Here is a 21683-nt window from a genome sequence, read left to right on the forward strand (position 1 = left end):
TTGACTAATGGACACGCCTTATTATCTCGAACAATTCCAGAAGGCGGCGGCAGGCCTCGACCATCACGCGCTTCAGCAGAAACAGCTGGATGTCGAAACAGGCGTGTGGCTGCAATCCGTTGCCCTGAAGCTGCATAAGCCCACCTGGTCGGACAAGGCATCCAATGCGGCCATCTTCTTTTCCATATGGGTGAATGAGCAGGCGGAAAAAGGCCACCGGCTGCTCTACAACATCCATGCGCTGAAATTGCGGGAATGGAAGGGGTATTCCATCACCAGCAGGGCATTCGCCGCCGACTTCAGGGAAGCATTCAAGCCTTACGACCGGCATTGGCCAAATGTGAGCGTAGAATTTGGTCCCCAAACCCTGATGCAAGGCTGGATACCCACCGGGGGTGGGCTGCTGCAAGAGCCTATCCATCATCTGGCAGACAAATTCCTGGAAATCGATCATCTCATCGACAACCTGCTAATCTATTGGCTGACTCGCACTCCAACATAAAACTCAGCCGTATCGACGGCAAAATCCTTTTGGGTCATCCCTTGAATATCCATCGTCTGCTCTGCCGTGGTCGGGTAAATAAAGGCAAAGCTGTCTTTTGCAGTAGTCACTTTTATGGGCATGCGAAAATCCGACACATCCGCCTCCCACTTATATTTTACACGAAGCCGGTCGCCCTCCTGCTGAAAGGTAAGCGCCAGCACCGGGATAGCCGGATGACGGAGATATTGATCGAAGAACCAGGTATAATCTTTCCCCGTGACAGTATTAAAGACCCCGATGATGTCTTCGGTTCTCACCGGCTGATAGCGGAAGCGCTGCTGGATGGTGCGGAAAATGGTGAACCATAGGCTGTCGTTGCCGATGACATCCCGCAGTGTCGTCAGCAGCAGCGACCCCTTCAGGTACATGTCCCCCATATGAAAATTGTTGACATTATAAACGCCGATGATCGGTTCTTTGTTCCCCGGATGATCCTTGAACAGGTATTTCAATGCCGCCGGCCGGCCGTTTAAAGACTCGTCGTTAAGGACTTCTGCGTAGTCGGCGAATGACTCGTGTATCCACATGTCCGCAAAATCACTGCAACCAACACTGTTGCCCCACCATTCATGGGCGCTCTCATGCCACATCATCCTTCGCAGACCGCCATCATATCGATCGCTGTTGAAAGGGTCACGGAATGATCCGATGCTCACGGCACATTGATGTTCCATCGAGTAAATGGATTCCATCACCGTAAACCCGTCGCGGCGGAAAGGATAAGGCCCGAACTCCTTTTCATAGAGCCCCAGCATCCGCTTCGCATCGGCAAAAAGTTTTCGGGCGGAGTCCAGGTTATACGGCATACAATAGAAATGGAGGGGAATGCTGTCGGCGCCACTCACATAGGTATCCGAAAATGCCACATAGTCGCCGATATTGATCACGACGTCATAGGTAACGATGGGATAGTCGACATACCATTCGAACCGCGTCTGCCCCCCGGGAAGCTCCACCCTGCTAAGCAGCCTGCCGTTGGAGATGTCCATCAGCCCTCTTGGAACGGTAACGCTGATGCGCATACTGTCGGGCCTGTCGGAAAGATGGTCCTTGCAGGGCCAGAATACGCTGGCGCCGGTGCCCTGGGTGACGGATTCGATCCATATCTTCTTTTCGCGGTTCCAGACCCAGAAGATGCCGCCTTTCAGGACATCGATATCCGGCGCCAGCGGCATACCGGAATAAACGATCCGCAACTCATCGATACTGCCTTCAGCCACCGTTGCCGGAAGGTCGATAAACACCGCATTCTCTTCCCGGCTATACCCCACTTCCCTACCATGATAGAGGATGGAATCGATATGCAGGTTGGCATAAAGGTCTATTTGCATCCGCCTGAAGGACTGCACGGTCCGCCACCGGATGAGGTTGCTGCCGCGGATAGACTTCGTGTCAGGCAGCACCACCAGGTCGAGGTCGTAAAACAGCACATCATAACAGCTGCGCAGCGGGGTAAGCGCCCCCAGCAGGGTGTCCGCATGGGTAAAACCATTGGTGCGGTTGGAGACATGGGGCAGCGTGGACGAGATCTTCGGCAGGTCGACCGGGTAATTACCGCTGGAGACGAGACGCTCCGCCCGTCCTTCCCCATTGACGGCAAACGCAAGGTCATATTGTTTTCCTTTCCAGGTATACCGAAAACGGTTGTGCCCAAGGGGTGGCAAGGGCACCTCATCCTGGTCAGCAATATGGCCGAATAGCCGGCCCGCTTTTTCTGTGATATGAAATACCCGGTAAGGGTTGGGCTGTAATTGATAGTCCCCGGTAAGGCCCGCCAACCCGTCTTCTTTGGAACCAGGACTGCTGCTTTCACCGATGCGCACCCAGGTGAAAGGGGGAAATTTCTGATGCACGCGGCAAAGGACGGTGCGCCCGGTAGTATCCTTCAGGAATTCGAGCGTCGCTTTTGGCCTTACTCCTTTCAGCACAAAACTGGTGGACGAAACGGGAATCAGGGATAATCTCCCCTGGTTCATAACCTGTAGATGGAGTTGGTCCCCGTCACGCGAGACATGGAATTCAAAGGAAAAGTCGTCTTCTGAACGATAGATCCCTACCCGGTCGTCGGCGACAGGGGCAGCCTTTTGCGCAACCAGCGTTGGCATGGATACGAGCAGGAACAGACAGTGAAGGGCAAACGATCTCATGGCATTTATTTTTGCCACAAAACAAGCCGAATCGGAGCCCGTAGCCTATTCAATTCCGGATTTGATCAGGAGTTTGCCGTTTTTTCGAGGACTTTTTGCCCATATTCTTTTGGCGTAAGACCGGTGATGGATTTAAACGCCCGCTGAAACGTAGGCAGGGAGTTGAAACCGCATTCATACGCCAGGGCGGCGATGGTCAGTTCCCGGCTTTGCGGCTGCATCAGCCGCGCTTTGACGGCAGCGATGCGGTATTCGTTGACATATTCATTAAAGGCCTTTCCCAAATGCTGGTTGAGGATGGCGGAAAGGGTTTTGGGTGCTACGCCGCACCGCTGGGCCAGCAGGGCGAGACTAAGGTCGGGGTCGAGCCAGCATTTTTCTTCCTCCATGGCCTTTTTCAGAGCCAGGACGGCCTCTTCCACCGCTTTTGGAGCCAGCGCCGGCCGTGCTGCCGGATTTTTACCGGGTGCAGGCCGGTAGCTGATAAAATAGCCTTTTATGCCCAGCCAGTAGATCAGCAGGACAATAGGCAGGTAGAGGGGATACCAGTCGAAACGGTTGATGAGCGCATCACTATAACGAGGCAACTCGTAGGGAATAAGGAAGACCAGCCAGAGAATGCTAAAGGCGATAAAAACCCGCAGCAGTGTCTTTGGCCAGGCCGCCGCCGGCCCCCCCAAAGTCCCGCCAGCCGCCCCGGAAGCCGCCGTCTTCCCCACCCTTTTCAGATAACGCGCCGACACGCACAGATAGATCACCAGCGAAAGCCAGCGAGGGATATCGGCATATTGATCATAATAGTCCATAAAATCGCCAAAATGATAATTCCTCTGAGGCAAAAGCCCGGTGATGAGGCCAATAATAAACAACAGGGCCGCAACATGCTGGAAAAGGTCGACAACCACGGAATAAAAATGGACCCGGTATTTCCGGCTCATCCTAAACTCCGGCTCGACATACGACCGGATGTAGAAATAGAACAGCGGACCGATAGGCATCGCGATCACCAGGGGGATCAGCGCAGACAGCAGGTTGCCGATCGGAGTATTCAGCAGCGCGGGCTGTTCAAACAGGTAAAGGTTCAGACAGCAAAGGGCCAGCAAAAAGATAACAATAGCCAGCAAGCGCTTAGACTGGGCGCCCGCAGGGTCCCGCCGGCCGGATGAAACAAGCAATACGCTGACGATAAACCCCTGAAGGGCCCCCAATAGGATAAAGCTGCTGAAAATTCGGGTCATTCCACCTATTTTGTATCCAATTTACGGCTGGCCGTGCGATAAAAAAAAAAGTGACCGGCAGGCTGTAACCCTTTTGCCTTTCCGCAGTAATCTATATAGAAACCTAAAATTTTATCCCGGGTGCCGGAACTATCTGACGAAAAGATAATGCTGCTGGTAAAAGAAGGACATCTGTCCGAACTGACGGTATTGTTCGACCGGTACCACGTGGCCCTATACCGGTTCTTCTTCCATCTGACGGTCGACCGGGCCGCCAGTGAAGACCTGACGCAAAACCTATTCTACCGCGTCATCCGCTACCGGCAAAGCTATGAGCCCTCACAAGGCAGCTTCCGCAGCTGGATCTACCGGATGGCACGCAATGTCCATTTCGACTTTTGTAAACAGGAACAAAAGACCCCGGGCCGGCTGACAGACCCGGCAGAAACAGAAGACCAGATAGCCGATCGGCTAACAGGCTATACCGAAGAGCAGTATCTGCGACTGGAGGAAGTCCTGGCCCGATTGCCGGTCGAACAGCGGGAGATCCTGGTGCTCAGCCGCTACCAGGGTTTGAAATACGAAGAGATCTCCAGGATCAAGGACATCTCGGTAGCGGCTATAAAAGTACAGGTGTACCGGGCCCTCAAACAGCTCAGGACCCTTTATTTTAAACAACAGTAAGCAAGAATCATGAACTGTAAGGAAGTACAAGCGGCGATGATCGAATACCTGGACGGGGCATTACACCCTCCCGCCGCCGCACAGATAAAAGCGCACATCGACGCCTGCAGCGAATGCCGCCGGGAAGCGGAGGAATTACAGGTATTGCTTACGGCAATGAAGAATAACAACCAGGAAATGCCATCGCCGGCCTTGCGCGAAAATTTCAATACGATGTTGCAGTCCGAACTCAACATGGAGGCGATGGCCAACATCCTGCAAGATCGCGGGATAGCGGAAAAACCCCGCGCCAGGGTCGTCCCCCTCTCAAAAGCAGCCATCGCCGGCCGGGTTGCCGCTGCCATTATACTTGTAGCCGGCGGGGTAGCCATCGGGATGGCGATCAGGTCAGCGCCGGACACCGGCAATACCGCCGAGATCGCAAAGTTGCGGACAGAAGTAAATAAGATGGAGAAAGAGATGAAGGAAAAGGATATGCTGTCCCTCATCGACGACGAATCGGCCAGCCAGCGCATCAAGGCCGTGAGCTATGCCGAGCAGATGGCCAACCCCGATCAGCAGGTGATCGATGCCCTCTTCAATTCGCTCAATCACGACAAGAACGTCAACGTGCGACTCGCCGCCCTCTATAGTCTTTCCCGGTTTGCCGACAGACGCCCCGTCCGGGATTCCCTGGTATCTTCCCTGGGCATTCAGACCGAACCCATCATCCAGGTGGTGCTCATCAACCTGCTGGCGGAAAAAAGAGAGACAAAGGCCATCGCACCGATAAAGGAGATCATCATCAATAAGAAGACCCTCAAAGAAGTAAAAGACGCCGCGCAAAAAGGCCTCAAAGAGCTTTGAGCCGTGGCTCACTCGTCTATAATACAGTAAAATATAAAAAACATGAAAAAAATGAAGTATACCTTCCTCCTCGTCGCGTCCCTATGCACTGCCGGTATCCTCCGTGCGCAGGAATACAAGATCCCCGTAGAGAATACAAAAGACGCCAAGCTGATCCTCGATGACTTCACCGGCGAGCTGCCTATCGAAGGCTATAGCGGTAACGAGATCATCATCACCACCGGTCATCACTTCGAACAGAACGATCGCGCAAAAGGGCTCAAACCGATCTATGCCGCCGGCACGGATAATACGGGCGTCGGAGTCGCCATGGAAAAGAACGGAAATAAGGTCACGCTTCGTTGTCTGTTGTCTATCACCCAAAGTGCGGAATATAAAATAAGGGTTCCCGAGAATATGGCCCTGGAGATCACCCGGGATTGTCCCAAGGGTGGCGAGACGATTATCTCCAACATCAAGAACGAGGTCGAATTCAAGGGATGTCACGATATCTCACTCAAGAATGTCACGGGTCCCCTCGTCATCTCCACCATCAGCGGCAATGTGAATGTCGTCTTCACCGAGGTCGCCAAAGACAAGCCCATCTCCATATCCTCCGTCAGTGGTGAGGTGGACGTGACCCTGCCTGCCAAGACCCCCTTTAGCGTGGAAATGGGTACGGTCTCTGGCAATATGTACTCGGACTTCGAATTTCCCACCAACAACGATATGAAGCGCATCGGCGGTGGCAAGCTGCGGGCCGACTTCAACGGCGGCGGTACAGCGGTAAGGCTCAATGTCGTCAGCGGGAATATCTACCTGCGCAAAAGCTGATCCGTCCCCGGCGACACACTTTTGTCAACCAGAAAATAAACCAGATTATGAAGACCAGTATTCTCATCACACTGTTGACTCTTGCCCTGCTGCCCACGCAGGCGCAGAAGATCATCGAGAAGCATATTCCTTTTTCCCCCAATAACTTCGTCGCTATGAATTTCCAGATCTCGGATTCTATCCGTATCATCACCTGGAAGAAGAACGAAGTATATGTCAAAAGCTCCATCAACGTCAACGACAACCAGAACAACGACGACTACAACATGGTCTTTGACGAGACGGGCAATACGATCAATGTGTCGGGGAAGCTGGAGACGAAAAAGTTACAGCGGCACGGCAAGGATTCAGGCAACTGCTGCTGTTGTTACTGCAACTACAACAGCACGATCATCCATGAGGTATATATCCCGGAAAATGCCGGCTTCTCCGTAGAGACGATCAATGGCAATATCGTCATCACGGGTAATACCGCCGAGATAAAGGCGCGCAGCATCAGCGGGTTTATCGATCTGTCCATCGCCCCGGACAGGAAAGCCGAAGTAAAGATGCACACCATCAGCGGGACGATGTACAGCAACATCGAATTAACCTCCACCAGCCGGCGGGTCAGACAGGTAGGCGGCGGCTCGGTGAGAGCCGATCTCAACGGTGGCGGAAAGCCCATAGATCTGGAGACGATAAGTGGAAATATCTTCTTCAGAAAAGAAAGTTAATCCGTCAGCTCTTATATTTTGAATGGTTGAAGGGTCGATCCGGTACAGCGGACCGGCCCTTTTTACGATCTCGGGCCCTTACCCTTTTTTTTATTTTTCGTTTGCATTTCACTAAGGTAATTTTCGAGCGCGTCAAACCGGGCGCTCCAGAATTGCCGGTACTGATCCACCCAATCCGAGATCTCGTGCAATTTCTCCAGCCGCGCCTCATAATAGCGTTCGCGGCCCTGCTGTTTTATGACGATGAGCCCGCACTCCCTGAGTATCTTCACGTGTTTGTAGATCGCGGTACGACTGACATCGAAATTACCCGCAACGGCATTGACATTTAGCGACTGGTGGGCGATCATGCCGATGATCTCCCGGCGGGTGGGGTCGGCTATGGCCTGGAATACATCTCTGCGCATACCAAAGGAAACCTTTTGGTTGCAAATTAAAGGATGCAACCCGCATTAACAAATTTTTCCCGGCCGCAGACGGCAAAGCACGGTAGCGTATCTTTGCCCGATGGATTATTTCAAGAACCTGACCACCCTCTTGAAAACAGAGCAGTCGGAAGACCGCCGTTTGTATGAAGAGCTCGCGCGGTCTACGACAGTAGCCCAGCGCCGGGAGGCCGGCCTGGCCTGGTTTCCCGTCGTCATCCGTGACACTGAGCTGGGTCGTGGCGACTACCTGACGGTAGAGGTAGAACGGACGACGAACCAGGACCTTCCCCATCAGCTGCGCTTTGGCGCCCAGGCGGCGCTCTTCTCCAATCACGATGCGGAAACCCATCGGGTGGAAGGAACCATCTCCTTCCAGGGCGGCAACCGCTTACGGCTGACCCTACGCACCGACGAATTACCCGACTGGTCGCGTGACGGCAGACTCGGTATCGACCTGTTGTTTGACGACAACAGCTATACTGAAATGTTTAGCGCCCTGCGGCACGCTGCCACCACTATAGAAAAGGCGGAGGAGGGACGGCTTATCCGCGTCCTCACCGGGCAGCAGGCGCCGGGCTTTGCGACCAGTGTGCTCCCCTACCCCACCGGCAACCCGACCCAGGCGTCCTACCGTCAACCCAACGGCACGGCCCCGACGACCGCCCTCAACCCTTCACAGCAAGCCGCGGTGGACAAAATTCTCGCCGCGGAAGACCTGGCCATCGTCCACGGACCTCCCGGCACGGGCAAGACGACCACGCTGGTGCAGGCCATATGCGCGCTCGTCGGCCGCGACAAAGGACCGGTGCTCGTCGTCGCACCCAGCAATACAGCTGTCGATCTCCTGAGCGAAAAATTGTCGGACAGCGGTTTGAACGTCCTGCGGGTCGGCAATCCGGCCAAAGTGTCGGAGCAGCTGCAATCGCTGACGCTGGACAGCAGGATGGCGGAACACACTGCGGTGAAGGAGATAAAACGGTTAAAAAAGAAAGCCGCGGAGTTCAGGGATATGGCGCACAAATACAAACGCAATTTCGGCCAGGCAGAGCGTGAGCAACGCAAGGCGCTGTTCGACGAAGCGCGCAAAATCCTCAGAGAGGTCGAAAGCATGGAGCAATATATCATTGATGATATCCTGACCCGGGCGCAGGTAGTTACCGCCACCCTGGTAGGCGCCAATCACTATACTGTCCGTAGTCTGCGGTATCGTACGGCCGTTATCGACGAGGCGGGTCAGGCCCTTGAGCCTGCCTGCTGGATCCCGGTGCTTAAAGCGCAGCGGCTTATTCTCGCGGGCGACCACTGCCAGCTGCCGCCGACGATAAAGTCGGAAGAAGCAGCCCGGGGCCAGGAGGCCCTCAACAACGGGAAGGACGGCGGTCTTGCCGTCACCCTGCTGGAAAAACTGGTGAACCGCTATCCCGAAGCCGTCGTCCTGCTGGAGGAACAATACCGGATGCATACGCGGATCATGGGTTATTCATCGGAAGTGTTCTACCAGCAGCGGCTAAGAGCGCACCCTACCGTTGCCGGTCACACGTTGTTTCCGGGCGACGCCCCTCTCTCCTTTATCGACACCGCGGGCTGTGGTTTTGAAGAAAGGTCCGAAGGCACGGGTATGACCAATCCCGAAGAAGGGGCCTTCCTCGTCCGGCATGCCACACAGCTGATAAAGGAACTATCCACCCACTATACCATCGACGACTTCCCTGCCCTTGCCGTCATCTCCCCCTATCGTAACCAGGTGCAGTTGTTGCAAGACCTTGTACGGCAAGCCGATGGACTGAAAGCCTATGCGGACAAGATCGCGGTGAATACCATCGACAGCTTCCAGGGACAGGAGCGCGATATCGTCTACATCGGGATGACCAGGAGCAACCCCGATAACAGGATCGGTTTCCTCTCGGAGATCCGCCGGATGAATGTGGCGATGACAAGAGCGCGCAAGAAACTGGTCGTCATCGGCGACAGCGCCACCCTGTCCCGCCTGCCCTTCTATGCGGGCTTCATCGCCTATGCCGAACGGCTGGAGGCCTACCAAAGCGCCTGGGAATTTGCCGAATGGTGAGCCGCGAACTCCCTCGATGCAACGCTTTCTTTACCGGCCTTGTCATAGGCAAAACCTTTCTCTATGCGATTATACTCCTTATTCGCAGGCCTGATCCTGGTAACCGTAGCCGCCTGTCATAAAACAAGCCATAACTCCGTCACCTTGTATGGAAAATGGCAATGGGTAGAGACAGACTGGACCTTTGGCGCAGACCATGGGATCATTCATCCCGGCAGGGACTCGATCGTGGTGCTTTTATTCCAACCTCCTGCATCCTGGTCAGCAGTGCTTGACGGCACGCTCTTGGAAAACGGACCCTACACCTCCACCACTTATTGTACGATGAGCCCGCTAGGCGGATGCGACACCATCATCACCTTTTCCAGCAGGACGCCCTCTCCCGAAGATTATCGTTTTTATATAGGAGGGCGATATTTCACCTCCATCCACAACGACACGCTGGCGCTGACATACGACCCAACGGTGATCACCCCTGCCGGAGCCTCCACCACCCTTAAATTTATTCCTTCCCCTTAAGCAAGAGTGAGCTGCCGGGTCCTGCTGCGCCGGGAAAACTTTTAAGCAGCGCCTCATATTTTGTCCGGGCGATGACAAGCCTTCCGCTCAGAAGGCTAAAGACCTCCCGGTGCTGGTCAGTCGGCCGGAAATCCGAGCCGCCGGAGATACTCTCCTTCGAAATGGTGAGAAATCGTTCGAGCAGCTGGGCCGGATTGCGGAAGATATCCTGGCGGGCGCCCGTCTGGTGCACATCATGCAGGAGCCCTTCCACTTCATACAATTGCTTCTCCCAGGCCATCAGCTTTGCCTTCTGCTTCCTGTCGGCCATCCTGGCGCCGATGGAATCAGCCTTGCTACGCAGTATCTCAAGCGTGTCGATCATGTGCAAGGTGCTTTGTATCGACTGGAAGATCTGCACGCCAAACGTATATTGTTCCCGGATATCTTCTTCTGTCCCGGCCGTATGCGGGTCTCTGAGCACCTCTACCGGCTGCCGCCATTCCTTGTTACCCACCCTGAGCACTATGGTATACGTTCCGGGCAACACTTTTGCAGTGGGCAGGCCGGCGCCAATGTCAAGGTCATAGATCACCATGGCCCGCTCGCCGTTGGAGTCCAGCTTTACCCAGTCGGCAGCTGCAGGTCGGGTACGTAAGGGCGGCAGGACATAGGGCTGAAGACCAAGATCCCACCATACGCGGTTGATGCCGCGGTGTTTCGTGCCCTGCATCTGCTGCACCGTATTGCCCGCCGCATCCAGCACGAGGACCTTCACCGTATCCTTGACATCCGTCCTCAGGTAGTAGTTGATATCGGCGCCATAAGGCGGGTTCTGCCCGGAGGTGGCCGAACGCTCGCCGTGAATGCCAGGCTTCGGCCTGAACCGATACGCTTTCCTCATCGGGAAAAGCCAGGCCTCGGAGGCCTGCACCTGTTCGCTAAAATCCCGGACAGGTGTGACATCGTCCAGGATATAAAAGCCCCGCCCATATGTTCCCAGTACCAGGTCTTTGAAATTCTGCTGGATGGCAATGCCATAGATGGGCACAGGCGGCAGGTTATTCTTCAGATGAACCCAATTGACGCCGTCATCAGGAGAGAAATACAATCCATTGTCAGTACCGGCCCAAAGCAGGCCTTTTTTGCCCGGGTCTTCCTTTATCTGGTGGACAAAAGACGAATTGCTTTTCGGAAAGCTGCCACTGATGAGCTTCCAGGTCTTTCCAAGATCCGTCGTCTTATAGATATACGGGCTGAAGTCGCCGATGAATTGGGCATCGACGGAGATATACGCAGTCCCCTCATCAAAGTTGGAGGGATCGATCGCTCGAATGGTAGCCCATTTGGGCAGACCAGGGATATTAGCGGTGACATTCTCCCAATGCTTGCCCTCATCACGCGTAACATAGACGAGCCCGTCGTTGCTGCCCGTCCAGAGAAGGCCTTCCTTCAACGGGGATTCGGCAATAACATACAGCGTGCAGCCGTCAAAGGTAAACAGGTTGTCGGTGCTGATACCGCCGGAGCTTTGCTGGTGCGACTTGTCATTGGTCGTAAGATCCGGGCTGATCACCGTCCAGGTCTGCCCCCCATCGGAGGTTACATGCACATACTGGCTGCCGATGTATACTTTGTGGCCGTATCTGGAGACGGCCATCGGGAAATTCCAATGCCAGCGATAGCGCATTTCTGCCGGAGGGTAACCATATCCTGCTTCGGGCCAGGCCCGTACATCTCTGACATCTCCCGTGCGGAGGTCGGTACGGTCGAGGCCGCCATCATAACAGCCCGACCAGATGATATTGTTATCTAACGGATCGGGCTGTGCGAAGCCGCTCTCACAGCCGCCGACCGAGGTCCACAGTCCTGTAGGGATACCCCCCAGCAGGCTGTTGCTTGGCCCGCGGTAGCTGTAGCCATCCTGCCGGTTGCCATATACGAAATAAGGTATCAGGTTGTCTACCGCGACATGGTATAGCTGGGCGATGGGCAGGTTGACGTTCTCCCAGGTCTTCCCGCCATTGTAGGTCATATTCATACAGCCGTCGTGGGCGACCATGGCGCGGCTGGGGTCCTTGGGGTCGAACCACATGTCATGGGTGTCACCTCCGGGACGATAGTCCCCATTCTCGCCCGTGCCGTTGAAGGACTTGCCCCCATTCTTCGACTCCATCACGGTGACGCAAATCGTAAAGACGTTGTTCGGGTCTCCTGTCGAGACCCGAACACGCGTATAATAGCTTGCGCGCTGAGCCATCGAATGACTAGTGAACATCTTCTTCCAGGAAGCACCGGCGTCCTCACTACGATAGAGCGCGGGGTCCTTATCCTCGATCAATGCATAGACGATATTGGGATTGCGATAGGACACGTCTACCGATGTCTTGCCGACAGGATGGGTAGCGCCGCCGGGCAGTCCGTTGCCGAGACGGGTCCAGGTTTTGCCGCCATCGGTGGTTTTAAAGATGCCACTACCCGGGCCACCACTGTTGAGCTGCCAGGTATTGAACGTGATCTGCCACATCGCCGCATACAAAGTAGTGGGATGCTGCGGATCGATGGAAAGATCGGAGCAGCCGGTGTAGGTGTCGACAAAAAGCACCCGTTCCCAGGTCTTGCCGCCATCTTTTGTTTTATAGACACCCCTTTCCTGTTGCGGCGCATGGGTATTGCCCAGTGCGGCGACATAGACGATGTTGGTATCCGAAGGGTCGACGATGACGCGGCTGATCCTCCCCGTTGCCTGTAATCCCATGTTGACCCAGCTGCGTCCCGCATTGATAGATTTATACACCCCGTTGCCCATCGCTTCGGCGGGCCGGATGAGAAAAGTTTCTCCGGTGCCGGCCCATACCTGCTGCGGATTTGAGGGCGCCACCGCCAGGGCCCCGATGGAGGAATTGTCGGTGCTGTCGAAGATGGGCCGCCATGTGACACCCGCATCTTCTGTTTTAAATATGCCGCCCGAGGCAGCACCCACATACGCTACATTTCTGTCACCAGGCACCCCGGCAACGGCAATGGCCCGGTTGCCATCGGGACCTATAAACCGGAAATGCAACTGCCGGAAGAGGCTGCTGTCAAAGGACTGCGCCGGCGCCTGTATTACGGTGACGCCCACCAGCAGTAGAGCAAGCGCTTTTTTTCTCATAGCACGCCGGTAGTGCCTCCACCGAACCACCGTCGCCACCAACAATACCAGTCCGCAAAGCTCCGAAACCAGCTTCTCCCCATCCAGCCAGTCCACCGGCCGGTCTTTGAGTTCCGGGTCCATCACGATGCCATGGATGACAAAGAGCAGCGCCGTGCCATAGGAGATGAGATGGATATTCTTCCACGCCCGGAATCCTAACCGGTTCTTCACCACTTTCTGCGTGGTGATGATGACGACAATCAGCGCATAAAGCGCAACCGAGCCAAGCATGGTCCAGAAGGCCTGGTGCGGCGCGTCGACAGGAAAGAAGATCGTAAGCACCCGGTATTTCAGCGTCTCGTCGGGCAGCAGCAAAATGGGATGCGCCAACGCCAGGACGAGGGCCACATAGGCCGTCCAGTTATGAAGCTGGTCGAGACTGATTTTTTTTATCCAGCCCGGCAGCCGCTTCCAAAGCGGACTGCGGCGATACGCCGTGCTGAGCAGGATGCCCAGCAGCAGGTTAAAGGTCAAAACGCAGGTTGCGATGAGTCCAAGGGTCGAAGAGAGGTCGAGCCAGTTGTTCTCGTTTTCCATATGGCTTACGGATTGCCTTGAGTGGATGATGGGTTTTCCTTTGCGCTGATCACCGGTATCTGCCGCTCATAGATCATCTTGTTCAGCGCCGGCAGACCGGTCTGCACCACCTGCTGCAACCGTGCAAGCTGCCCGTCGGCCTCGGCGCGCAGGACAGCAAAAACATCCCGGGCCTGTTTGCTGGGTACGGCGTTGCCGCCGGCAGCAAAGCCATACACCCCAGAGATCTTGTCGTTGATGCGGATGGGATAATTGAGCATATCTTGTCCACTCTTCGATTTGGTCTGATACAGGGCTTCCTCGATAGACGTCAGTTCATGGATCATGCTGTCTGCCAATTTCCGCACCGGTTTGGCCGTACTGTCGAGGCGGCCGTCGAGCTCCTGTAATTGCGTCCGCAGATCGCGGATGCGAAGGATGGCTTTCTGCACCTCGTTGTACTTATCGCGCACTTCCAGCAGGAACCCCACCTGTGTATCGTAATCGGCTTCTGTCATGGAATAATTCGGATCTGCTTTGATGCTGAAAGCCACCTCCGTCGAATCCTTATCATACCGGAAACGGGCCGAATACTTCCCCGGTGCGGCCTTCGGGCTGCCAGCCCCGCCGGTCCAAAGCAACATTCCTGTGATCTTCTCCGCCGGCGCGTACTGCATGTCCCATACAAAACTGTTCATCCCCGAATTGCATTCCAGGCGCGTATCGGCGTCTTTCGACCGGGTGGTGAAGGTTCGGATAGGCTTGTGCTGTTTATCGAATATCGTAATGGCGACATTTGGTGAATCCGGGGCATCTTTCAACCAGTAATAAAAGACTACCCCATTGGGCGGATTGCTACCGGCATTGTGGATGACGATGTCCCGGTTGCGCCCTCTCCCGCCACCAGGTGTCCGGAAAGCAGTATCGACGTCGAAGACGTGCAGATGCTGCCCGGCAACATCGGCCGAATGCTGCTGTACAAGACCGAGGTCGTCCAGCGCCCAGAAGGCGCGGCCCTGCGTGGCGACGATGAGATCGTTATCCTTGATGGTAAGATCGGTGATAGGCACAACAGGCAGATTGAGTTGGAAAGGCGACCAGTTTTCGCCGCCATCATAGCTGATGTACATTCCGTATTCAGTGCCCGCATAAAGAAGTCCTGGCCGGCGATGGTCGGCCCGCACGACCCGGACAAAATGCATCGGTGCAATGCCCTTTGTTATCCCCTTCCAGGTCTTACCGTAGTCTTCGGTCTTGAAGATATACGGCGTATAATCATCCAGGCGGAAGCGGGTGCCTACCACATAGGCAGTCCCTTTTTGAAAGGGGTCCGTTTCGATGCAGTTCCACAGGGTCCACTTGCCTGCACCTGGTGGCGTTACCTGGTCCCAATGGTCTCCTCCATCCCGGCTTACATGCACCAACCCATCATCACTGCCCGTCCACAGCAGATCCTTTTCCAGGGGAGACTCGGTAGCAGTAAAGATAGTACAGTAATATTCGGCGGAGGTATTGTCTTTAGTGATCGGGCCGCCGCTGGGTCCCTGTTTCGATTTATCGTTTGTCGTCAGATCGGGGCTTATTGCCGTCCAGCTCTGTCCTTCGTTTTCCGTAACGAACAAGTGGTTGCCGGCTGCATAGAGGCGATGCGGATTATGAGGGGAAAAGAAAATGGGATAGTTCCACTGAAACCGGTATTTGAGCGAATCGGCTCCGGAGCCCGTGGGGTTATCCGGCCACACGTCGATGGCGCGGTTCTCGCCTGTATGATGATTGAGGCGGCCCAGGAAACCGTCATAATTGCCACCGTACACGATGTCCGGGTTCAGGGGGTCGGCAACGATATAGCCGCTTTCAAAGCCCGCCGTCGGCTCCCAGTCGCTTTCGGTGATGGCCGGTCCGAATGTCCTGCTCTTGATACGCAGGCTGGAGTTATCCTGCTGGGCCCCTAGAATATGATAAGGAAAGGCGTTATCGGTAGAGACACGGTATATCTGGGCGGTGGGTTGATTGTCGAGCGAGCTCCAGTCGCCGCCGGCATTATAGCTCACCTGCGCGCCGCCATCATCGGCGAGGATGAGGCGATGGCCGTCCGTGGGGTCGATCCAGAGATCATGATGGTCACTATGAGGTGAGGGAACATGGGTAAAGGTCTTGCCGCCGTCGGGGCTGCGCATGAATTCCACGTTGAGGACATAAACGGTATTCTCGTTGGTAGGGTCGACATAGACCCGATTGTAATACCAGGCCCGCTGACGGATATCGTTTTCACTATTGATCTTGGCCCAGGTATCGCCCTTGTCGGCGCTGACAAAGAGCCCGCCCTGCGCATTCTCGATCATCGCATATACTTTATCGGGATTGGAGGCGGCCACCGCGACGTTGACAACACCCCAGATGCCCTTTGGCAGCCCCTTGCGCGTGGACAGGTTGGTCCAGGTGTCACCGCCATCGGTGCTTTTATACAGGCCACTGCCATCTCCCCCACTCTCCATGCTATAGGGCGTGCGCCGGACATGCCACATGCCGGCATACAATACCGAAGGGTTGCCCGGTTCCATGACGACATCCGAACAGCCGGTGCCATCGTTGACAAAGAGTACCCGCCGCCAGGTCTTGCCGCCATCCGTTGTCTTGTAAACACCCCTTTCGGTGTTGGGACCGAAGAGATGGCCCATCACGGCCACCCAAATAATATCGGGATCCTTCGGGTGGACAACGATCCGGGCGATGTGGCGGCTGTCTTTCAGACCAAGGTTTCGCCAGCTTCTGCCACCATTGTCACTGCGCCAGATGCCGCCAAGGTTTTCAGAGACGTTGTTGCGCAAAGTGGACTCGCCTTCGCCGGCATAGACGATGCTTTCATCGGAAGGAGCCACGGCTACGGCGCCAACGCCGCCGCCAAACCAGCCGTCGGAGACATTCTTCCAGTTGCTGCCGCCGTCGATGGTCTTCCAGAGACCGCCGCCGGTAGCCCCGAAATAGAAGGTATGCTTGTTGGTAAGGCTGCCGGACACGGCATCGGCGCGGCCGCCCCGGAATGGACCAATGAGCCGGTATTTCAGCGGGGCGTAAAAGGCCGAGTCGGATGTAGCCGTTGCCGGTGATACGGCCTTTTTCTGCGCAAGAAGAAAGGCCGGCAATACGAGTGCAAGAACAGTCAGTCGGAAAGTCATAATACGATGTTTAAAGTGAGGGCATCTTTTTGTAATGCGACCAGCGCTTTCCCGGCCGCAACCGCTGCCTTGGCAGTCTCGTCCAGGGCGGTTTGTACCTCTTCGGTAGGCTCCATATCGGCCTCTTCCAGGATGCCGAAAAGGGTCGAATAATCATTTGCCAATTGCGAATAGCTCTTTGGCTCGCTTTCTATTGGCGGGGGCCCCATCCTGCCCCTGCGGCCAAGACCTTCGAGGCCCGCGGCCCCGGCAGCCAGCTTCTGCAGAGCCGTCAGCCGGTCACCTGTCGCAGCCGCCATGGCTGTCTCGATATGCGACCGCAACCGACGGAGTTTTTCGATGGCCATCATAGCGCGCAGTCTTCCATTATACGCTTTCAAAGCAAGCGTGTGCTGCAGGGCGAGAGCCGCAGGCGGTGTCTTCACCCGCGGGTCCATCCGCACCGTCAGCTGCTGGATATAGTGCTTGCCATTTACCGTGAGTATCAGGCTATATACACCGGGCATCACCCAGGGGGAAGTGGCTACAGGCGCTGTATTTTGATAGACGGCGCTGATCGGGTAGGACGCCGGCACATTCAATGGTTGGTAGTGCAGGTCCCAAAGAAAGCGATGGGGTCCGGCCTGCGCCGATAACAGTTGCTGTGGCCTGATCCAATAAGTAGGGATATTGACATCCGGAATGGCATATAACGTGTCGGCGCTGGAATAATGCCTGACGACCCTACCGGTTGCATCGGTGATATCGAGCGTTACCGGCGAAGCAGCATCGGTCTTAAGATAGTAATCAATGATCGCGCCATCAGGCGGATTTTCTCCGGCAGGCTCCTCCTGTGGCAGCGGCGTATCTGTATTCATGTCCCAGCGGACCCGGATGGCCGGTTCGGGTTTGTACAGCACAACGTCCGCGGTGACGGAAGCCAGCTGGCGCAACGGGGCAATATCATCCAGTATCCAGAACGACCGCCCATGTGTCCCTACGACAACATCGGCATCCTTAAAGACCAGGTCGCGTATGGACGTTGCCGGCATATTCAACCGCAGCGATTGCCAATGAGCGCCATCATCGAAGGAGACATAAACGCAGCTTTCGGAGCCCGCCAGCAACAGCCCTTTATGATGCGGGTCTTCTCTTACCACATTGATAGGATCATCGGGCAGACCGTCCGTAATAGCCGTCCATGTATGGCCGCCATCATGGGTCTTGTAGATATGCGGATGCATGTCATCCAGGCGAATACCATTTACAGCAGCATAGGCCGTGGCAGCGTCGGAATGTCCCGCGTCAATGAGGGATATCTTCGCCCAGTCGGGGATACCCGGCGGCGTGACGTTGTTCCAGGTCTTTCCACCGTCGCGGGTGACATGAATAAGGCCATCATCGGTGCCCGCCCAGATAGTGAGGCCATCCACCGGTGAAGGCGCCACCGTATAGATGACGCCCCTGCGGGGCATCTTCTTTACTGCGTCGGTGTTGTAAATGCCCACACTGGGTGGGGTATTCCAGGTGGCGCGGCTGAGGTCGGGACTGATCACCTGCCAGGAATGCCCGCCGTTGCTTGTTTTGAAGAGCACGTTACCCGCGAAAAAAAGCGTATGCGGGTCGGTGGGGGAAAACAGCACCGGGGCCGTACGGAGAAACCGGTACTTCCCACTGCGCACTGCCTCTGGCGCAATATTCTGCACCTGCCCCGTGCGCTTGTCATAACGCGTGATCTTGCCGCCATAGATGATATTCGGGTCCAGCGGGTCAGCCGCCACATAGCCATATTCTTCCACGCCTACGGGATGCCATTCCCTGAAGGTTACCCCCCCATCATTGCCCCGGGAAGCGATCCCCACCGAGCCACTCTCCTGCTGACCACCATAGACATTATAAGGAAAGGCATTGTCCGTACTTACATGATAGAACTGGGCCGTAGGCTGGTTGTACCAGGAAGAGAAGGTCTGGCCGCCATTGACGGTGACGATGGCGCCCTGGTCGCTGGCGATGAGCAAGATCTCCGGATGGTCGGGATTGATCCAGAGGCGGTGATAGTCGTCACCACCCGGCGCACCGCGAAAAGCATTCCAGGACATCCCGCCATCCATGGATTTCCAGACGACGACATCGGCCGTATAGACGATATCCTTGTTCTTGGGGTCGGCCTTCACTTCGGCAAAATCCTCGCCACGGCCCCAGAACCGCTGGTCGCTGTTCATTTTTTTCCAGGATTCACCGGCGTCATCGCTGCGATAGATGCCGCCATAATCACCGCCTGCTGCAACGGTGGCGTATAACCGGGAGGGGTCGGAAGAGGCTATGCAGAAGCCGATTCGACTAAGTCCCTGAGCTGGTGTCGGCAGCCCCTGGGTCAGCTGCCGCCAGGTGGCGCCGCCATCCGAAGATTTAAACAGACCACTATTAGGACCGGTCCAGGCCCCGTTCTCCCAGGGCCCCTGGCGTCCCGCCCACAGGTCGGCGTAGACGACCTGTGGATTGACGGCGTCGATCGTCACCTGTACAGCTCCTGTATTCTCGTCCTTATATAAGACCTGCTCCCAGTGCTGCCCGCCGTCGGTGCTGCGATAAACACCTCGTTCGGGGTTGGGACCATACGGATGACCGAGAACAGCCACAAACACCCGGTTGGGATCATGCGGATCAATGGCCAGTCCACCCATTTGCTGACCCTCACCGAGGCCAAGATGCGTCCAGGTCTTGCCGGCATCGACAGACTTGTAAACCCCATCCCCAACCGACAGATCGGGCCGTTGGATCCCTTCACCGCTGGCCACATACACGATGTTGGGGTCGGAGGGCGCCACGGCCACATCCCCGATGGACCCGCTAGGCTGACCATCGAATATGGGTGCCCATGTCCTTCCAAGATCGGTAGTCTTCCATACACCGCCATTGTTGACGCCGATGTAAAAGACGTTCGGTTGCTGCGGAACACCGCAACCGCCCACCGTACGACCGCCCCGATGCGGACCGATCATCCGCCAGCGGAGATTGCTGAATAACGCAGCATCAGGTGTCTGTGCAGAAGAGCAGAGGGTAGCCAGAACAAAAAAGAAGGATAAATACCGCCATCGGCGGCAGATAAGCAGTTTTTTCATGTGTAGACGTTGAAGGAGGGCAGAAATTACGACATAATAGCTTTTCCGCCGAAACCGCCCATCACTTTTTATCGTCGGTGAGTTTCTATCATCTCCACGATGGCCCTGCGGCCAAAATATTGCGCCCAGCTGAGGGCCGTGCCACGATAGGCCTTATCCTTCAGATGCAGATCGGGAGCGGCGGAAAGGGCCATCCGCGCCAGCTCCTCATCGTTTCGTTCGGCAGCGAAGTGCAGCAAGGTCTTGTCCCATTCCCCATACAGGTGATTCACCGAGGCTGGGTCTTTTGCCAGCAGCTGACGCGCCCTGTCCTTCCAGTTCATATCCCAGGCATCCAGCACCGTGAATCCGGCGCCACAGCTCACCAGCCATTCACCCGCGGCCGGCTGTTGGCAATGTACGGCCAACTGCATCAGGGTCATCCCATTGGCGAGCGGCCTGTTCAGCCCGGCGGGGCTGACCAATGGCCGCAGCCGCTTCAGTGCTTCACTGTCGCCGCGGCCCACCGCTTCGGCAACTATTACTTCCTGTGGTGACGGCGGATGAGCCAATAGCCGGTCGGTGATCAGCCACCAGGTTTGACCTTCCCCCACCGTCACAAATCCCAGCTGTTCGTAGGTGCGCCGGCCCGCATCGGTTGAATTCAGGACGGCGTAGCGATAGCCTCTTTCCCGCGCATAGTGACAGGCCGCGAGCGTCACCGCCTTGCCAATGCCGATATGCCGGGCGCGGGGCACAACCCCGACATGATAGATACCGGCGGCGCCATGTGGTCCCGTGCTAAGGAACACGACGCTGTGGGCAACCACCTTTCCCTTCCATCGGGCGATGAAGCGGGTCCACTGCCCGGGCAGTTCGGCATTTTGGGGTGAAGGCACGATCACCTGCGCATAAGGCAGGTCTTTGATCCCATCGAGGGAAAGCGTATTGTCTATGACGATGCTAAGCTCTTTTGGCGTGGGATGATGGGTCTGCACCCGAAGAAGGTCAAGCCCCATCCAGCGGGGACGCCAGCCGGGTTGAAAACCACGGGCCAGCAACAGCACGCCCAGATCGGCAGGCTGTGGCGGGTCCAACGACCAGCAACCAGCGCCTTTTGGCGGATGCCGTAAGTAAAAAGTGATCAGTTCGTCCAGTTGTTTTCCTGCCTGGTCAGGCTGTAGCCGGGGGAATGGAATCATAGAGGGACTATGCGCCGACCCGCTGGTCCAGATAAGCTCACCGGCAGAAACGATGCTGCCGCCAAGCGTTATGGCCTCTTGTTTGAATAAGGTGGTATGGTTGATGGCAGCCGCTTCTTCCAATTGTCGCGGGCTGGCCTCGTCTTGCAAGAGCATGGGATGACTAAAGTGTTCTTGCGGCAAAGGTAAACAGTTCTCTCAGCAATTCCGGTGGAAGCGAAGAAGGTATTGCATCGACCATCACCGTTTGCTCCACGGAAGCAGCAGGAGCCTTCAGCTGCTCCATACACTTGTTGCGCACGGCAAGATAGAGAAGGGCCTTCACCTTTTTGACGCTGTCCACCTCCTTCCGTTTGCTCCAAAGCAGAAAAAAAGCCTCGATCGTCATTTTGCGGGCAAGAAGCCGGTGCTGCAACAGCATCTGCGAAAAGGAAAAAAGCTCGGGATAATACTCGAAAAAGAGGACTTTAAACGCCTCAGGAAAACCATGGCGCAAATACCGGATACTAAAATCCCTTTCCCCTGCTTCTCTCTCGGTGATCATACGGAAGC

At 55.8% G+C, this 21683-nt stretch carries 15 protein-coding genes; 7 read left to right on the top strand and 8 right to left on the bottom strand.

Annotated features, from left to right (window positions below; genetic code table 11):
- The first annotated feature begins 7 nt into the window (after window positions 1-7).
- Window positions 8-502, top strand: a complete 495-nt coding sequence (locus IEY39_RS03650; protein WP_188928628.1) for a hypothetical protein — start codon at window positions 8-10, stop codon at window positions 500-502.
- Here the strand turns inward: IEY39_RS03650 and IEY39_RS03655 are convergent.
- Together IEY39_RS03655 and IEY39_RS03660 are read right to left on the bottom strand one after the other, a co-directional pair.
- Window positions 475-2691, bottom strand: coding sequence for a M1 family metallopeptidase (locus tag IEY39_RS03655; protein ID WP_188928630.1), 2217 nt, complete (start codon window positions 2689-2691; stop codon window positions 475-477). The two genes, IEY39_RS03650 and IEY39_RS03655, sit on opposite strands and share 28 nt — an antisense overlap.
- Before the next feature lie 65 nt (window positions 2692-2756).
- The gene (locus IEY39_RS03660; RefSeq protein ID WP_188928632.1) at window positions 2757-3929 is read right to left on the bottom strand and encodes a helix-turn-helix domain-containing protein; all 1173 of its coding nucleotides are present in this window, start codon (window positions 3927-3929) and stop codon (window positions 2757-2759) included.
- 120 nt (window positions 3930-4049) lie between these two features.
- Between IEY39_RS03660 and IEY39_RS03665 the strand changes: the two genes are divergently transcribed.
- From IEY39_RS03665 to IEY39_RS03680, 4 genes are read left to right on the top strand one after another with little or no spacing between them, the layout of a single operon-like run.
- Entirely contained in the window at window positions 4050-4592 is a 543-nt protein-coding gene (locus tag IEY39_RS03665) for an RNA polymerase sigma factor (protein WP_188928634.1), read from the top strand.
- Between the two features lie 9 nt (window positions 4593-4601).
- A complete protein-coding gene (locus IEY39_RS03670; protein ID WP_188928636.1) occupies window positions 4602-5438 on the top strand; it encodes an anti-sigma factor family protein in 837 nt (278 codons plus the stop codon).
- 42 nt (window positions 5439-5480) lie between these two features.
- The gene (locus IEY39_RS03675) at window positions 5481-6251 is read left to right on the top strand and encodes a DUF4097 family beta strand repeat-containing protein (protein WP_188928637.1); all 771 of its coding nucleotides are present in this window, start codon (window positions 5481-5483) and stop codon (window positions 6249-6251) included.
- 47 nt (window positions 6252-6298) lie between these two features.
- Window positions 6299-6967, top strand: a complete 669-nt coding sequence (locus IEY39_RS03680) for a DUF4097 family beta strand repeat-containing protein (protein ID WP_188928639.1) — start codon at window positions 6299-6301, stop codon at window positions 6965-6967.
- Between the two features lie 62 nt (window positions 6968-7029).
- Here the strand turns inward: IEY39_RS03680 and IEY39_RS03685 are convergent, their stop codons facing one another.
- Window positions 7030-7374, bottom strand: a complete 345-nt coding sequence (locus IEY39_RS03685; RefSeq protein WP_188928641.1) for an ArsR/SmtB family transcription factor — start codon at window positions 7372-7374, stop codon at window positions 7030-7032.
- Between the two features lie 100 nt (window positions 7375-7474).
- On the opposite strand from IEY39_RS03685, the gene IEY39_RS03690 reads away from it, so the two are divergent.
- Window positions 7475-9463, top strand: coding sequence for an AAA domain-containing protein (locus tag IEY39_RS03690; RefSeq protein WP_188928643.1), 1989 nt, complete (start codon window positions 7475-7477; stop codon window positions 9461-9463).
- A 63-nt stretch (window positions 9464-9526) separates the two neighbouring features.
- Window positions 9527-9982 carry a hypothetical protein gene (locus IEY39_RS03695; protein WP_188928645.1) on the top strand — a complete coding sequence of 152 codons (456 nt, stop codon included), beginning with the start codon at window positions 9527-9529 and terminating at the stop codon, window positions 9980-9982.
- Here IEY39_RS03695 and IEY39_RS03700 read toward each other — a convergent pair.
- From IEY39_RS03700 to IEY39_RS03720, 5 genes are all read right to left on the bottom strand, one after another.
- Window positions 9966-13694 (bottom strand): ferric reductase-like transmembrane domain-containing protein, encoded by a 3729-nt coding sequence (locus tag IEY39_RS03700; RefSeq protein WP_188928653.1) that lies wholly within the window; start codon window positions 13692-13694, stop codon window positions 9966-9968. The genes IEY39_RS03695 and IEY39_RS03700 overlap by 17 nt on opposite strands.
- A gap of 5 nt (window positions 13695-13699) precedes the next feature.
- On the bottom strand, window positions 13700-16849 hold the full coding sequence (locus tag IEY39_RS03705; protein WP_188928655.1) for a WD40/YVTN/BNR-like repeat-containing protein: 3150 nt from the start codon (window positions 16847-16849) through the stop codon (window positions 13700-13702).
- Window positions 16846-19950, bottom strand: coding sequence for a beta propeller repeat protein (locus IEY39_RS03710; RefSeq protein ID WP_229688752.1), 3105 nt, complete (start codon window positions 19948-19950; stop codon window positions 16846-16848). The genes IEY39_RS03705 and IEY39_RS03710 overlap by 4 nt, the downstream gene beginning before the upstream one ends.
- A 68-nt stretch (window positions 19951-20018) precedes the next feature.
- Complete coding sequence (locus IEY39_RS03715) at window positions 20019-21314, bottom strand: GNAT family N-acetyltransferase (RefSeq protein ID WP_229688753.1); 1296 nt, start codon at window positions 21312-21314, stop codon at window positions 20019-20021.
- Window positions 21295-21675: a sigma-70 family RNA polymerase sigma factor gene (locus IEY39_RS03720; protein ID WP_188928657.1), complete on the bottom strand. Its 381-nt coding sequence runs from the start codon at window positions 21673-21675 to the stop codon at window positions 21295-21297. Before IEY39_RS03720 ends, IEY39_RS03715 begins: the two co-directional genes overlap by 20 nt.
- Window positions 21676-21683 lie beyond the last annotated feature (8 nt).

The sequence above is a fragment of the Puia dinghuensis genome (assembly GCF_014642875.1).
GTDB lineage: Bacteria > Bacteroidota > Bacteroidia > Chitinophagales > Chitinophagaceae > Puia > Puia dinghuensis.

What these genes read in the sequence shown, in the direction of transcription:
- IEY39_RS03650 (WP_188928628.1), top strand. Translation starts at nt 8, where the DNA reads ATGGACACGCCTTATTATCTCGAACAATTCCAGAAGGCGGCGGCAGGC.
- IEY39_RS03655 (WP_188928630.1), bottom strand. Translation starts at nt 2,691, where the DNA reads ATGAGATCGTTTGCCCTTCACTGTCTGTTCCTGCTCGTATCCATGCCA.
- IEY39_RS03660 (WP_188928632.1), bottom strand. Translation starts at nt 3,929, where the DNA reads ATGACCCGAATTTTCAGCAGCTTTATCCTATTGGGGGCCCTTCAGGGG.
- IEY39_RS03670 (WP_188928636.1), top strand. Translation starts at nt 4,602, where the DNA reads ATGAACTGTAAGGAAGTACAAGCGGCGATGATCGAATACCTGGACGGG.
- IEY39_RS03675 (WP_188928637.1), top strand. Translation starts at nt 5,481, where the DNA reads ATGAAAAAAATGAAGTATACCTTCCTCCTCGTCGCGTCCCTATGCACT.
- IEY39_RS03680 (WP_188928639.1), top strand. Translation starts at nt 6,299, where the DNA reads ATGAAGACCAGTATTCTCATCACACTGTTGACTCTTGCCCTGCTGCCC.
- IEY39_RS03685 (WP_188928641.1), bottom strand. Translation starts at nt 7,374, where the DNA reads ATGCGCAGAGATGTATTCCAGGCCATAGCCGACCCCACCCGCCGGGAG.
- IEY39_RS03690 (WP_188928643.1), top strand. Translation starts at nt 7,475, where the DNA reads ATGGATTATTTCAAGAACCTGACCACCCTCTTGAAAACAGAGCAGTCG.
- IEY39_RS03695 (WP_188928645.1), top strand. Translation starts at nt 9,527, where the DNA reads ATGCGATTATACTCCTTATTCGCAGGCCTGATCCTGGTAACCGTAGCC.
- IEY39_RS03700 (WP_188928653.1), bottom strand. Translation starts at nt 13,694, where the DNA reads ATGGAAAACGAGAACAACTGGCTCGACCTCTCTTCGACCCTTGGACTC.
- IEY39_RS03705 (WP_188928655.1), bottom strand. Translation starts at nt 16,849, where the DNA reads ATGACTTTCCGACTGACTGTTCTTGCACTCGTATTGCCGGCCTTTCTT.
- IEY39_RS03710 (WP_229688752.1), bottom strand. Translation starts at nt 19,950, where the DNA reads ATGAAAAAACTGCTTATCTGCCGCCGATGGCGGTATTTATCCTTCTTT.
- IEY39_RS03720 (WP_188928657.1), bottom strand. Translation starts at nt 21,675, where the DNA reads ATGATCACCGAGAGAGAAGCAGGGGAAAGGGATTTTAGTATCCGGTAT.